Annotated in this window: 8 protein-coding genes; 2 read left to right on the forward strand and 6 right to left on the reverse strand. The window is 59.4% G+C overall.

Annotation, left to right across the window (positions count from 1 at the left end):
- Positions 1 to 178: 178 nt before the first annotated feature.
- Complete coding sequence (locus WBG04_RS21235; RefSeq protein WP_424316747.1) at positions 179 to 6,625, forward strand: MopE-related protein; 6,447 nt, start codon at positions 179 to 181, stop codon at positions 6,623 to 6,625.
- Between the two features lie 10 nt (positions 6,626 to 6,635).
- Here WBG04_RS21235 and WBG04_RS21240 read toward each other — a convergent pair whose 3' ends face one another.
- The 4 genes from WBG04_RS21240 to WBG04_RS21255 form a co-directional block, all read right to left on the reverse strand.
- On the reverse strand, positions 6,636 to 9,047 hold the full coding sequence (locus tag WBG04_RS21240) for a vitamin K epoxide reductase family protein (RefSeq protein WP_424316749.1): 2,412 nt from the start codon (positions 9,045 to 9,047) through the stop codon (positions 6,636 to 6,638).
- 407 nt (positions 9,048 to 9,454) lie between these two features.
- Positions 9,455 to 10,690, reverse strand: coding sequence for a dihydrolipoamide acetyltransferase family protein (locus WBG04_RS21245; RefSeq protein ID WP_424316751.1), 1,236 nt, complete (start codon positions 10,688 to 10,690; stop codon positions 9,455 to 9,457).
- A 2-nt stretch (positions 10,691 to 10,692) separates the two neighbouring features.
- Positions 10,693 to 11,661: an alpha-ketoacid dehydrogenase subunit beta gene (locus WBG04_RS21250; RefSeq protein ID WP_424316753.1), complete on the reverse strand. Its 969-nt coding sequence runs from the start codon at positions 11,659 to 11,661 to the stop codon at positions 10,693 to 10,695.
- Positions 11,658 to 12,677: a thiamine pyrophosphate-dependent dehydrogenase E1 component subunit alpha gene (locus WBG04_RS21255; RefSeq protein ID WP_424316755.1), complete on the reverse strand. Its 1,020-nt coding sequence runs from the start codon at positions 12,675 to 12,677 to the stop codon at positions 11,658 to 11,660. The genes WBG04_RS21250 and WBG04_RS21255 overlap by 4 nt, the downstream gene beginning before the upstream one ends.
- A 254-nt stretch (positions 12,678 to 12,931) precedes the next feature.
- On the opposite strand from WBG04_RS21255, the gene WBG04_RS21260 reads away from it, so the two are divergent.
- Positions 12,932 to 13,843 carry a nucleotidyltransferase family protein gene (locus WBG04_RS21260; RefSeq protein ID WP_424316757.1) on the forward strand — a complete coding sequence of 304 codons (912 nt, stop codon included), beginning with the start codon at positions 12,932 to 12,934 and terminating at the stop codon, positions 13,841 to 13,843.
- Positions 13,844 to 13,857: 14 nt separating this feature from the next.
- Here WBG04_RS21260 and WBG04_RS21265 read toward each other — a convergent pair whose 3' ends face one another.
- Positions 13,858 to 14,667 (reverse strand): TrmH family RNA methyltransferase, encoded by an 810-nt coding sequence (locus WBG04_RS21265; RefSeq protein WP_424316759.1) that lies wholly within the window; start codon positions 14,665 to 14,667, stop codon positions 13,858 to 13,860.
- Positions 14,668 to 15,034: 367 nt separating this feature from the next.
- Positions 15,035 to 15,385, reverse strand: coding sequence for a nucleotide pyrophosphohydrolase (locus WBG04_RS21270; protein WP_424316761.1), 351 nt, complete (start codon positions 15,383 to 15,385; stop codon positions 15,035 to 15,037).
- Positions 15,386 to 15,593 lie beyond the last annotated feature (208 nt).

The raw sequence follows: 15,593 nt of genomic DNA on the forward strand, positions 1-15,593 counted from the left end.
CATCCTTCAGAACCGTTTCAAGAAAAAGCCCGGCAAAGCTGCCGGGCTTTTTCTTTCCATGGATAATTCACGCCATCTCCTTTGATCTTGACCCAAACGGGCCTGACAAGTCAGTCTGAGCACTATGGTTTCGAAGTGCTCCATACCCGCACGATTCGAGCAGCAGCGGCAAGAACCCATGGAAGCAGGGTGCGCCGGCACGGATTCAAGAAGCTGGCGCTCAGTCGGCACGATTGGTCGGATCTTGCGCTCCTGGACCGTCCTGATTCTCCTGATTCTCGCGCCCCCTCTCAAGGCCCAGGTCAGTTTCGAAATCGACGATTCTTTTGACTTGGGCGACCCATGGAATCCCGTTGAAGACGCCACGATCATGGTTATTGGCACCGATCCCTTCGATGTGGTTTCCTACGAGGTTTCAGTACCCCGCTCGGCGGAGGATACCAAGCGCTTCTTCCGGGCGACAAGCGAGGACCCCTTCCAGTTGCTGCTCATTGAGAACGTCCGGATCGGGGAGTCCGACGTAACTTTCCATGTGCTGCGTTTCCCGGATGCCGATGGAGATGGCTGGTATGACTTCATCGATTGCGCTCCGAATGATCCCAACATCCATCCGAGTGCCGAGGAGATTTGTGGAGACTCGATTGACAACGACTGCAGTGGCGTCGCCGACGACCGCGACGGCGATCTCGATGGCTTCATTGCGGCCACTTGTGGCGGAGATGACAGCGACGATACGAGCGAGTCGATCAATCCCGCCGTGGCGGAAAACTGTATCGACGGGATCGACAACAACGGCAACGGTCTGCTGGATGACGCGGATCCCGGATGTGCCACCGGGTGCGATCAGGATGGGGACGGTTTCGCCTCATTCGAATGCGGTGGAACCGACCCAGACGATGCCAATGCCGCGGTCCACCCCGGTGCTTCTGAAGTCTGCGACGACTACCTTGACAATGACCTCGACGGCTTGATCGACGAGGGATGTCCACCCGCCGAGCTGCGTCTCATTCCACCTGACCAGCGCGTGCTCGCTGAAGCCATCCGCAACCTTCTGGTGATTGAAGACGGAGCGATTCAGAACGAGACGCCCTGGATTTACGAAGTCAACGGGATCCAGGGAGGAAATGAAGCAGTCGGCACACTTGGAGCGATTCCGCAGAATCCGGGAAGAGCGTTTTACACGGCACCTGAGGTCACCACGGCGACCAGTTTCGTCGTTTCGGCGATCGACCCCGGAAATCCCCTTCGCCGCGCCGAAACTTCCATCGAGGTCTTTCCCCTTTCCGGCACCAATGAGATCGTGCCAAGCAATCCAACCGTCGGCCTCGCCCGAACGCTGGCATTCAGTGCTGGAAACAACGTGCCCGGGGTGGGCGTGATTCCGATTCCGAATGCCCGATGGTATGTCAACGGTCTACCGGGTGGAGGCATTCTCCCGGTGCCAGGTCCGAACATGCCGGGCATCGACGTCGGGAAAATCGACTTGAACGGCGTTTACACAGCGCCCTCCAAACTTCCTGCGAATCTTCCGTTTCAGGTCACCATCGGGTTTTCCCTCCCGGGCCGATCCACCCCTCTTCTCACCACCAACGTGACCCTCGCGGAACTCAAGGTCACACCCAGCGTCGTCACAGGTTTGAATGTGGGCGTGGCTGGTCAACTTGCGGGCTCGATCAAGAAATCCGACAACTCAGTGACGCCACTGACCGGGGCCAACATGACCTACGTCCCTTCCGATCCCTTGATTGCAAACGCCAATGGCACTGGCCAGGTTCTGGTGGGTGAGCGGCTGGGGCAAACCACCATCCTCGCCACGGATCCCACCACAGGTGCCCGCGATCTGGTGACGGTCCACTCCCGCACGGACGTCGAACTAACGCTGCAAGTCATTGAGAAGTCACTCGACCACGCCCGGATCGATTCCAGCCCCGACGATGCCTCCGAAATCGAATACACCTGCCCCGGTGCCGAATTCGAAGTACGCCCCCTGATCAAGCGCTTGCGTGGACCGCAAGCCGGCAAGATCATGAGCGGCCGAATGACCGCATCGGTGGAGCTAAGCGCCGACGGATCCAAGGTTTTCGATTACCAGCCTCCGGAACCCGTGCCTCAGGCCACGGGGACCACTGCCGTACTTCGTCAGGATACCGGAATCGTCGAGATCGGAGACGTTCCGGGCTCGGGAACGATCACCGCATCCTACAATGACGGATTCGTCCAGCATCAGGCGACTCTAACCGTCATCTACACCCGCCCCGACATCACCATCACCACAAGTGGAAGGCGCAGCGGCGATGCAAGCCCCTACCTGACGGAAGAAGTCGAAGTATTCATCGAAGCAACCAACAACGGGGGCTTCAGCAGCTTCATTGGAGAGCTCCCGGTCAGGATCTCGTTCCTCGATTCGGAGCAGAATCCCCAGTTGATGGATGTCTTCTACCGCAACAGCCCGTTCTCCGGCTATGCCTGGTCAAACTCAAGCCCGCTCAACCTCAACCAGCAGACCACCCAGTTGGAGCTTACCGCTCCCAGCACCGAGGACTCCCTCGACGGTTTTGGCGGAGGAAAGATGCGATTGCGTTTCTTCTCGTCGAAAGCCGGCCCACACACCCTCCGCGTGGAGAACCGCTGCGACACCACTGCGCCGCCGACCGATCAGGCGATCGTGATCCGCAAGCCCGAACTGGCTCTCCGCCACAACAGCGCCCAGGAGATCGATCCGACTTCGCCATGGGTGAAAGGCTCGTGGCTCAATGTCCATCATCGCGCTTCCTCAGTGCCCGACCGGGTTTCGATCTATGACCTCTACTCAAGGGATAGTGTCGAGTCATTCGCGAGAGACGACGTTCCAAGATGGAATCTCACACTCGAAGGGACTGAGACCATCTCGGTCCCAATCACCGACGACCCGCTGATCAACGCCAGTGGCCAGGCGGGTGGAGGCGGACAACTCTCCTTCGTTCCGAAAGACGCGGGCCTCTGGACCGTCAATCTGAGTTTCACGGAGCGCTCCTACCTCATGAGCAAGGATCTGGTGCTCAACGTGGTCGAACCCACGGATGCGGGGTCCGTCGCCCTCGTCGCTCAGAATGACGATTTTGGGGCGATCATTTCCGCAGACCAGACCTTGGGCGCATTCCAGATCGTGGAGCAGCTCGAAGGACCCTGGGTCAAAGACCAGCCGTTCACGCTCAAAATTCAGACTTATCCGGCGGCTTCCAGCTCAGGCCCCATCGTCCCTCGTCCGGTCGGTCACGAGCGCACCGAGCGGGTCCTTGATTCAGATAATAATCTCATTTCCGAAACCGTGACGACCTACGTCGGCGGAGTCTCGGTCACGGCCGCTTCGCCGCATACGATCAACGTCACCGGTGACCAGCATCCCACCACCACCGACGGCATCATTACGCTGACCGTGACACCGACGGCAGGGCCCGGCGAGCAGGACCTCATCCTCCGGCTGACGCCAGTCATGCAGGTCATCAACGGAGCCGGACATTCACCGGGGTTGCCATCCGAAGTAAGGGTCCGGAAGGGCAGTATCCGAACCCGGGCACCTGAAGATGGCAACGTTCCCGCAATCGCAATGTTTGCCGAAGCGAAGAACCAGACATTCCTCAATCAATGCGCACTTGTGCAGGGCAAGGGCATCGCCTTTTCACCGCGCTTTGTTCCCGTGACTTCCGACAGAGTCATTGAAGCAGTGAATGCGGGACGCCTTCCCGCCGGGAAAGACAAGGCCGTCATCTATGCCGAGGGAGCAGGAGCGGTTTTCCAGACGGCCATCGCCGGAGGGGTCCCCGCCGGTCAGATCACGGGACTGCCTCCGGGCGTTTCGGTATCCGGGACGCAAGTCGTGGATGGTCGGGTGGAAATCACTTTGGACACCCACGGTTCTGGCGCGAGTGGCCGCCACGAGATCGGCTTCGACCTCGCGGGCGTCGCATGGCGAGGCGCCGTGCAATTCGTCAGCCTCGAACTCGCCCACCCGGCCGATCACGCCAATGAACACATCCCGCTCAACGGCAATCATCACCAGATGCATCCGGTCGGCACGAACATGATCCGTACGATCAACAACTCGAGTGGTGACCCCTCGATACCGAATTCGGTGCGGCTTGAGCTCTTCCCTTCCCGTAAACCGGGCGACCCCGTCAATATCTCGAAGTTCCGCAACAAGATGATCGACCAGCCGATGGTCGGCTGGAGCCGCGAACTGGACGGCGAACGAAAGCTCAAGGTCTCGCTCTTGGAACAGAACTGGCTCGTCCAGCGGAACAACTTCGTCATCGTTTACGGCAACATTACCGACGAAGCGACGCTGGATCTGAAGTCCCAGACCCTCAACGATTTCGAGGGACCGGACCTGCTGCCCGACTTTGTCAGCACCGCACCGAATGCCGAAATGGCCGCGGTTTCCATTGGTGGCAACTATCTCGACGTCCTCCCCTTCACTGCCTTCAATTTCGTCGCCAAACCTCAGGCCGATGATTCTTCAATGGCACCCGAGCTGGATTTCGACGAGCTGAAGTCCGGGGCGATCGACGATGTCTACGCCGCCTATCAATCCTCCGCCCGCGGTTCGAGTCTGCGGGATGCCGCAAGTCTCGGCTCGATCGCGGGTGTGTCCATCGACACCGAAAGTGACCGTGGGACGAGCCGATTCGACTCTCCCTTCAAACACATCCGGAATTCGGGTCAGAAAATCGTGCCGCAATCCTACTACGGCGGGATTCTCGACCAGTACTATCTCGCAGAACTACGGGGCTCACCGTACACAGTGCCACCGGGTGTCTTCCGCACGCCGATCGGTCAGGACGGACGGGTCGGCGCCTTCGATGGCGAGTTCGGCATGAGCGATTGCCGGGATGCGACCGGCGGCATCCTGCGGCGCTGTTTCGGAATCGAGTTGGACGGGGTGATCTACGACCCGTCGCTTCTGCTGAATGATTACGATCCGAACGGAAGTGAATTTTTCTCGATACCGATCGTCAATGCGAACCTGAGCCGCTACAGCCCCGCCGGACTGACTCCCAACCTGGAACTGTTCCCCGACCTGGGCGGCACTTCCGGAGGACGCTACGTTCTGGACACCAGCGACGGCAATACCGGGCCTCTCGGTGAGCATTACGTACTTTCAAAAACACCCGGAGCGGACTTCCCGGGCCTCTACGCCGGTTACCCGATCCAGGGCAGTCCGAATGATTTGCTGACTCCGATCACTGGATCCATCAAGGATGATATCGAGGATGCCGCATTGAAACGAGCGTTCCCCACGGGTCCGCTGACCAACGAGAAGTCGCTCGACCTTTTCGACGATCGACGCCGGGTCATGACATTCGGTAGTGCTCACGACGCCAAAAACGCCATCAGCACCGCCCTCAACCGTACGTTCTATTACAAGATTGAAAGTGATCCCATCGGTGTCGATGACATCAGCTTCCGAGGTGCGCTTCAGGTCGCCGAGCTACCTCGTCCTGCTGAAGAATCGGTCGACCTCATCATTACCACGCAGAGCGACGGCTGGGAAAGCATCATCAAATCGGGCTACGATGCCACCATTGATGTCGTGGCCGGAATCATATCAACCGTTGCCTTGAACGCCGTCACCGGTGGCACCTATGGGCCCGCTTGCACGGCGGACAACATCGCAGCGAGCGCACGTTCGACCGTCAAGGCGTCGGTCGAGAAATTCGTTGTCGATTCCATCGGTTCGGAGCTTCACAACGACGACTATTTCCAAGTCGAAGGCACTCCCCTTTACGGCAGACGCCGGACACCCCAATTGACATTCAAGGCGATCAATCCGGATCTCCTTGGTGGCCGACTCCCGATCAAGCTGGAAGCACAGAAACTGTTCCGGAATACGGTTTTCAAAAGCGACGGAGGGGCTCAGTTGTTTTCCAACGTGCAGGGGGAATTCAGGAAGCTCACGCTCTGCGGACTTCTCAAGCTCCCCTTCAGCAAGGCCGCGGGAGCCGTCAAGAACCTTGTGACGGAAGAGTCCCTCGGCGGAGGGGGGGCCGCGCGGGCCACTGCCACCAAGATTCTGGTCGTCGAGATCCCGATGTCCGCCACGCAGGATCTCGAGGGCACCAACTTCGCCTGGTTTCAGGTCGACCAGAGTGTCATGATCACTCCGGATGAACAGGAGGTCCACGACACCAGCCTCGCTTTAAACACCGAAATCAAGGAGGACCGAGCCGATACCAGAACGGATGCCGACCTCGTCCGTCATCTCTACAGTGTCCTCGATTCCAGTGCTAGAGGCAGCGGACCCTATAACGAGGCAGCCGCCTATTTGAGTTGGTTGCGAAGCAAGTCCCATCACGTCGTGAAGCGCACGCCCAACACCAATATCGGAGGTCAACTGGGCACGGATACTTATGAGGATTACCGGGTCCGCATCGCCACCATCCCCGGCATCACCGCAACCGTAGTGCCAAACGCCAATGTCAGTGATTTCAAATTGAAAACCGGCGATACAAGGATCCCGGTAACATCGGCAAGCATCGTAACCGCCCTGCGTTCCAACCAGAATGCCGGAGCCCGTGCGAGCATCACCAACCCCGGATATACGATGACTGTCGTAGGGGCCACCATCCCCGGACCCTTCGATCCCTAGGGTCAGGGAATCACGGCTTCGACTGCAGCACGGGAATCGAGAAAGCCTCGGCGCCCGGCAGGTTGCTCTTCATGGTGACGAGTCCATGCCGGGCACCCGGCACCAACTCGAAACCTGCTGGAAACCGGAGTTCGATCCGCCAGAGCCTCTTATCGTCAGCCGAAGAAACCCGAGACTCAACCGCGCCTTTTTGATGACCCCCGAAATCAGCTTCAGCGACGTCAAGAATCTGGCGAAAGAGGACATCGCCTAGCTCGAAGGGTTCACCATTGGTGCTACGGATCGTTACGACCCGGATCGCGCCATCCAGCATTTTCCCAGGCGGGGGCAAGCGGACGTTCGCCGGCCGGGCCCACAGGCGACGCGCTGGCGGAGCACTTGCGACGATCGAAATCAGATCGCCCTCACCCGTCCGCAGCGTGACCGTCTCAGTCACCGCTCTGCCGATGGCTGACTCGCTCAGGCGAAGACTTAGTTCATATCGATGACCCGCTTCAACGGCATCCAAGCGCGCCTCAAAAGAGGTGTCGCCGGTCTTTTCCAGTTGAAGCGGCACGGCTTCGGGGCCCGGATTGCTCAGAACGATTGTCACCGATTCCATCGTTCCTGCGTTCGTAAAGCCATTGAACCGGGCGGCCTTCGGTTCCCACTCGTACCCGGCGCGAACCTCTCCTTCAAATCTGATCGCTGGGGCATCGACATCAGCATTGGTTCTCAACTCTGTGGAGATGCTAACCGCCCCCGCCATTCCCGTTGTGTCGAAGCGTAGCGGAAGCTCACCGGTCTTCCCCGGTTCAATCCTGTTCTCCCAGCTTGTCGCCGCGCTGACGCCGGTTCCCGGCACGAACCCGCTGATCTTCAGATCCGCCAATCCGGAATTCCTCAAGGTGAATGCGTGATCAACCACACTCCCGGCAATCACATTTCCGAATCGAAAGACAGGGTCACCAAGCTCAAGCCGAGGCAGGCCTCCGGACTCGGCAATGGCTTCCTCCACCCCATTCGGAGTTTCGGGCTCCGGATCGCTCGGCGCCGGGTCGCGATGGGCCATGCTCCATGACCTTTCAGGGGAGACTTCCGACTCATCCGGCCACGACAAGCCCTGAGCAAGTCGCGCCCTCCTCAGGGCATCAGCTTGGGTTTTCCAAAATCCTGGAATACTCCTCATGCGATTGGTTAGTCGCCGTCCGTTCAGAAAAACCGTCGGGATCGAGCCGGAAGGATTCAGCTCCTTGAACTGTCGTATGTCGCCTTGAATGCGTGATGATACCGAAGCCGAGGCCATGTCGGACTCAAACTGGCCAGCATCCATACCCAGGCTCGTCGCCAGATCCAGAAGGTCGATCCCATCCGGATGATGCCGGCGAGCCTTGATCTCATCAGCCATCTCGTGAAAGCGTCCCTGCAGTCGAGCCGCTTCCAGAGCTTTCGCTGCAGGAAGTGCGTGCCGGTGCTCACGAAGGGGAAGGTGCTTGAAGACAACCCGGAGGCCCCCGCGGAACATTGGGAGAATCTCTTCCTCAAGCAGTCTTTCGAACGAAATGCAGTAGGGACACTCCACATCGCCCCAATAGACAATCTCGGAATAGGTTCCCGGGAGACTCGGTTCGATCGTCGGATCATCAGCCCGCACTTCCAGGTCCTGCCGTTCGAGCTCATAGTATTCCAGCTCGAGACGTCCCGTGTCTTCTGCCGCCCTTGCCAGCCCGGCATTGACCGAACGCAAGGCGACCGCCTCATGAAAAAACCACTGGGAAACACATAGAAGCAGGGCAAAAAGCAAAACCTGCCAGGCCTTGGCTGGTCGAGCGCCCACGGTCGTCAGGCCGAGATCTACCTCCTCGGGCTTTCGAGCCAGAAACCACAGCATCACCAGCAGGGCAAAGTTGAGAAAGTGTACCGAAAGACAAATCGGGCACCAGGAGTGAAGGCTGAAGGCCATCATTCCGATCCATCCCAAGGAGGTCAGGCACCCAAAAGCGGCCAGTGCCAGAATAACTCGATGAGCGATGACGGTCCCGCCCCGACCCGCGATCCACACACCCATGAGAGAAAAGTAGAATACTCCGAGAGCGGCGACAGGAATCCCCCGAGTTTGACCTGCCTCAAGAGGGGCGTCATTTGCCGAGGCCGGAGGAAAGACACTCCAGCGACTGGCCAGCACTTCCGAGCATCCACCCTCGGTCGCACCGCATGCGCCCTCGACCCACGGGACTCCCCCTACCCCAGCGAAGTGAGCCTGGAGCAACAAACCACTCAAGGTCGCCCCGGCGATGCATAGCAAAACCGCCAGTCGCTCCAATAATACCTGCCGCCGATGTCTGCCCTTCGAGCCCCTCTCTTCGATCCCGCTCGACGGGTCGCGCTGATCGGCGGTCCGCTGTTTGGAGGTCCGTTCGGCTCCTGAGGGTTTCAAGCTCATCGACCCCATGCTGCTATCACGAGTATGGCCTTCTTGAAAGAAGTGACTTCAAATCGCTACTCGAGCGGCATGCGATATCCTGATCAGGCCACCGCAACGTTTGTCGCTTGAAGCAGACGGCCTAAAACGGCTCCAAGTTTGCCGACTCAGGATGCGACGGGCAGCACTGGCACGGACAAGACATTGTTCCAAACAAGCGCCTGGCTCCTCCAGTGGTGGGCCCACAATCCAAAGGTGAACCGCAAAAAGATGTGAACAAGAGTAACAGTCCACGGGCGCTAGAGGGGGAAGTCTTCCAGCGCCCGTGGGCCCTTTTTGGGGGGCAGTGCTACTCCTTACGCCCCGGAGAATGCCCTACCTCGTGCCACTGTCCCATGACGCGATCACGTTATTTCGCGAAAGTTTCCTCAAAGATTCTCCGGCTGCTGGAGCAACTCATTGATTCGGCCCAGCAGCATCCCTGCCCCGCCACCATCAACCACCCGGTGATCGAAGGTGACCACCAGGTCCGCCTCGGTGATCGGCACGAAGGCTTCCACTTCCTTGCTCCATGTCGGCCTCGTCACGCCGGCGGCCAGGCCAAGGATCAAGGTCTCGTTGGGCAGCGGGATCGGTGTGCCGGAGGTCAGACCGAAGGTTCCGAAATTCGTAACAGTTGCAATCCCTCCCCGGGTATCGCTTTCGGTCAGGCGGCGGCGACGAGCCCGGTCCACCATCTCCGCATACTCATTGGTCAACTGCGAGAGCGTCATCGTATCGACGTTCCTCAGCACCGGAACCACCACCCCATCCTCGACCTGCACCGCCACGCCGATGTCGAAGGCACGTGGATGCACGACCCTTTCGCCAATCAGGAAGCCGGCGCTTGCCGGATCTTCGGCCAGCGCCAGAGCAAAGGCGCGCAACACATACAAAGTCAGCCCGGGCTTGGGGTCCTGCTTGCTCCGATGATCGAGCAAGCGATCAAGCCGCACCGGCCGACCCACCGTCGCCAGCGGCCGCGTCCAGCTCCGGCGCATCGCATCGGCCACCGCCAGGCGCATCGGCGAAGCATGACTGCTCGGCCAGGTCTCGATATAGTTCAGGAATTTCTCCAAGTCCTCTACGGTCACCCGGCCACCGGCACCCGTACCCACCACCGCAGAAATATCCGCTTCACGCAGACCAAGTTCGTCCATTCTCGCGCGCATCCGCGGCGAAATGTAGTGCGCGCCCTTCACACCGGCCGGCACGGGCAAGCCCCGGACGCTCGGCTCGACCACTGGTTGCTGCTCTTCGTAGGTCTCGTCATCGATGGAGAAATGAAGATTCTTCTCTTCCCTTTCGGGCGCATCAGCGGCGGCCACCCGCTTCTGTGCCGCTGACTCGAGGGTCTCCACTCCAGTCTTGGCCACTTCCTCATCGGTCACCTCCAGAAGTCCCAGTGTGGTTCCGACCGCGTAGGTTTCCCCTTCCTTGGCGGTGATCTCTTTGACCAATCCGGAACAAAGTGTCGTCACTCCCATCGTCGCCTTCTGAGTCTCCACCTCGATCACCTCCTGATCGGCGACGACGGTGCCGCCGGGCGTGATATCAATTTTGATGATCGTGGCCTCGGCAATCGACTCGCCGAGCTGGGGCATTAGGATCGGCACGGTAGGCATAACTAGAAGGATAGTAGCTCGCGCATGGCGAGGCAGATGGTTTCGGGCGTCGGGCGATGGGCCGCCCAAAGGTTCGGATGATAGGGCACCGGAGTGTCCCGGGAATTCAAACGTTTTGGCGGAGCATCGAGTAGATGAAAGCCTTCGGAGACCACCCGCGAAACCACTTCCGCGGTCACGCCGCCCCACGGAAAGGCTTCGCCCAGGGCAAGAAGCCGGCCTGTTCGTGCGACACTTGCCAACACGGTATCCATGTCCAGCGGCTTCACGGTTCGCAAATCAACCACTTCAATGTCCCAGCCGCTCTCATCCTTGAGACGATCCGCCGCGCGCACGGCCTCGTGAACCATCGCGCTGTAGGCCACGATCGTCGCATGCTTGCCCGGGCGGGTGATTCTCGCCCGCCCCAAGGGAAGACCATCTCCATTGATCGAATTGGCCTTCAACCAACGATACAGGAACTTGTGCTCACAGTAGACCACCGGGTCATCCAGTTCGACCGCTTGAATGAGCATGTGATAGGCATCGGAAACCGTCGCCGGTGTCACCACCACGATCCCCGGATAGTGCGAATAGATCGCCTCCATGCTCTGGCTATGGAAAGGTCCTGACCCCGGCGTTCCACCCGACGGAAGCCTGACAGTGATCGGCACCGGAACTCCTGTCCGATAAAAATGGGTCCCGGCCTGATTGACGATCTGATTGAAGGCCACCGACGAGAAATCCGCGAACTGCATCTCAATGATCGGCCGCATGCCATCAACCGCGGCTCCAATAGCCATCCCGATCATCGCATCTTCGCTGATCGGAGAATCTAACACCCGACCGGGGAATTGTTCCGCGAGCCCCTTGGTCGCTTTGAAGGCTCCCCCAAACTGCGCGATATCCTGCCCATAAAGAAAGACCCGTGGATCTTCCTTGAGCAGCTTTTCCTGAGCCTCACGAATCGCGTCGACGTAGGTAATACTCATGCTTCGCTCGTCGTTGAAAGGTTCGAGGACAAGGCCTCCCACTTTTCGTGCCATGGGTCCGGCACCGGTTCCTGCTGGGCCTTGGCGAGTGCTCGCTGAACTTCGTCGGTCACTTCCTCACGCCATGCGACAATCTCATCAGCCGTGGCGTAGCCCTCCTCGATCAGTTGTTCGACCGCGATATCCATGCAATCGCGCCCGACATGCCCGGCTCGCAAAGTGTCAGGCACATAGCTGCCATCGTCATGTTCGCCATGGCCACTCAAGCGAAGCAGTCGCGCCACCACCATCTGCGGGCCCTGACCGCTTCGTGCCGCATTCACCGCTTTTCCAATACCCCGCACGCAATCGAGAAAATCCGTGCCGTCGACCGAGTGCCCGCCCACACCGTAGCCTTTCGCACGGTCCAAGAGGTCCTCACAGGCAAACTGCCGGTCGTTAGGAGTGGAGTAGGCAAACTGGTTGTTCGCCACCACCACGACCAGCGGCAGCTTTTCCACCGCCGCCGCATTCAGCCCTTCGTGAAAGGCACCGGTCGATGTCGCGCCATCACCCACACTGGTGGCACCGACGGTCCCATCGAGATCCCCTTTCAAGCGCCGGGCTAACAGCGCCCCGGTCACCATCGGCACCTGGGCACCCAGATGGGAGATCATGGCAAAAATACCGTCCTTCGGGCGACCGCGGTGGATATTGCCGTCGCGACCACGCATCGGTCCCAGCTGGGATCCGAGGTAAGTGCGCGTGCAATCCATCACATCCTCCCCAAAAGCCGTGCGCCCTGCCTGATCCCGGATCAAGGGCGCAAAAATATCTCTCCCGGGAATCAAGGCGCTTCCCAACGAAGCACTTACCGCTTCCTGGCCTTTGCCCAGATAAACCCCACCGACGATCTTCCCCGCCTTGTAGAGGCTGGAAAGCTTCATCTCAAGCTGGCGGGCTTTGAGCATCGCCAGAAACACCTGCCGCGCCCGCTCCGCTTCCGAGCCAGATGTCTGATCGTTGAATACCCCCACGCGCGGAGGCTAAGGTCTGTAAGCCTTCGTCGACAAGGGGTTTGAGCACGCACCGGCCTTCATTTTTCAGCAACACCACTCCCCCCCGCGAATCCCCCACCGCCAACAATGGGGCATCAGTCCCCATCTCCAAGCCGACCGAAGCATGCCGCCCGGGATTTGGCGGACAGAAGCAAGCTTCCCTCGGCAGCCGGGTGAATCATCTACGGCTCGACACCCGCATAGGCCTCATCCTAGATGGGCGCTCAAACCTTATGAAACCAACACTGATCGTTCTCGCAGCAGGCATGGGCTCCCGCTACGGAGGCCTCAAGCAAATGGATCCGATGGGGCCCCGCGGCGAAACCGTTCTCGACTACTCCGTTTTCGACGCCATTCGAGCTGGCTTCGGAAAGGTGGTTTTCGTCATCCGCGAGGACTTTGCCGATGCCTTTAAAGAGGGTGTCGGAACGCGCTTTGCCGATCGCATCGAGGTCGCCTATGCCTTTCAGAAACTCGATGATCTTCCCGATGGATTCTCTGTCCCGGCCGGACGCACCAAGCCCTGGGGCACTTCGCATGCCGTGCGCGCTGCACGCCATGTCGTTGACGGCCCGTTTGCGGTCATCAATGCCGACGACTTCTACGGTGCCGACGCCTACCGGGTCATCGCGGAATGGTTCTCATCCACCCCCAGGAAAAGCGGAAAAGACCACTATGCCATGGTCGGCTACCCGCTTTGCCATACACTCTCTGATCACGGATCGGTCAATCGGGGCATCTGCCAAACCGACGCCTCCGGGCTGCTCACCGACGTCGAGGAAATCGTCGAAATCTCACGCAGCGAGGACGGCATTCCGCGCGGATCGCGGGCTGACGGTTCGCGGGTCGAGCTCGACGCCGACAGCCCGGTATCGATGAACTTCTGGGGCTTTAGCCAGGGTTTTTTCGAACAACTTGAGAAGCGCTTCATCGCATTCCTCGAGGATCACGGACAGGAGCTCAAATCCGAGTGCTACATTCCAACGATTGTCGATGATCTCATCAGCCAGGAGATTGCCGATTGTGCCGTGCTTGAAACCTCGGCCTCATGGTTCGGCGTGACCTACCCGGACGACAAGCCGCACGTCGTGGAGTCGATCGCAGCCCTGATTTCTAGCGGGAGATACCCCAGTCCGCTTTGCTGAGCGGCTCGCCGGAATCAGGCGCTTTCTTCGCTCTCACCTTGCCGCAGGCGGGCAATTTCCCAAAGCAGGACAGCACTCGCGGCAGAGACACCGAGTGAGTCCATGGCCTTCGGCGTGGGCAGATGGAGCAGTTCGTCACAGGCGGCTTTCCAGAAAGGCCCCAGACCCCCATCTTCCGAGCCCAACACCAAAGCAATGCGGCCCGGCTCGATTTCGGCCGAGTCGACCGGCTTGGTGCCAGCCCCTGCCTCCGCTCCGATCAGCTGAAAGCCCGCTCCTTTGAGACAGCGCAAGGCCTGACCGCCATCCGCGACTCGGACAGGAATCCGAAAGAGCGCGCCGGCGGATGCCTTCACCGCCCTCTGGTCAAAGGGCGAGGCACCCTCGCGGCCGAAGATCACCGCCTTGGCTCCCAGCGCCGCCGCATTCCGAATGATCTCCCCGGCGGTCGTGGGCTCCACCAAACTCGGGCAAACCACCACCAGCGCATCGGACTCAAGCTCGGCCATCAGGCCGGCGACGTTTCCGGTTTCGTCAGGTTGCCTTGCCAAAGCGATTACCCCACCGTGATGGGCGGAATTGGCAAATGCCTCGAGGGTATCGTGAGGACGCTTTAAAAGCTCGAGCCCACTCCACAACGGCGGCTCCCAACCGCAGGCCTCGCTCGCCAGAATGCCCTTGAGATCCCACCATCCAGCCACGGCAGCCTCCACCGCCGCCCTTCCTTCGAGCACGACCCATGGGTCTTCACGTTGATGAATCTGGCTTTTCAGCTCGTTAATCCAGTCCGGGTCAGCATCCACACCCGAGGCTGTAGCAGCCACTTTCCACGGCGTCGATACTTGCCAGCGTCTCCGTCAGCGATCGCAAAATGAATCATCAAGGGCCCAAGAAAATCCTAGAAAGTGCACCCCCGATGAGACTTTCGGCGCTTTCCGAGCCAAAAAGTGCCATTTGACTAAAGTTTATACTTTGCAAATCCGAACTACGTGATCATGTTCTCGTTGCGCTTCGGCGCATGCCTGCCTGTTGAAGTCAGCGCACAACACCAATTCGGACTCCGGGGGGAGGTCATCTTGGTTCGTGCTGAAACTTCCAGCGGCACTCAGAAAAGACGCGAGTTGCGAATCCGGGGGGAATCCAGCTCGCGTCTTTCTTTTGCCCAAAGGTCGGGTTTTCCCTGCGAAACCGTCAGAACTCGTTGTATTTCCGATTATTTCCTTTCGCCTTGGAAACCGGGTAGCGCACTTCATTGCGAGCGATTTTGGCCTCCATCACCTCGCCCAGATTCATTCCGAGAAGATCCGCCATCTCGAAGAGCAGGATGCCGACGTCTGCAATCTCCGAAGCGATTTCCTCCCGGTGGTCCACGGCGCGCGCCTCAACTTGATCCGCTTGCTGCCAGACGAAATGCTGCATCAACTCCCCCGCTTCCGCCGCGATCGCCACCGCCATGTCCTTCGGATTGTGAAATTGCTCCCAATCCCGGGCAGCGGCAAATCTTCGGATTTTCCCAGTAAGCTCCTTGATCGAGTCGGACATGCCATCGGCTTGGCACCCTTCCTCCCCCTTGCCAAGTGGATTTGCCGTTTCACCCCAGCCCTTGCGTCGTGCCCATCCCTGCCTAGCAGTCTGTCGGACTTGAGTTCAGCGGTGGTGTCGCGCGGCGGGGTTTGAATGGGTTTGGGGATCATTCCGAGCGACCTCTTGGCGGCTCGTCCTGGCGTATCCTGCTCTTCTTGGGTCGGGC

It is taken from the genome of Haloferula sp., from assembly GCF_049672945.1.
Classification (GTDB): domain Bacteria; phylum Verrucomicrobiota; class Verrucomicrobiia; order Verrucomicrobiales; family Akkermansiaceae; genus Haloferula.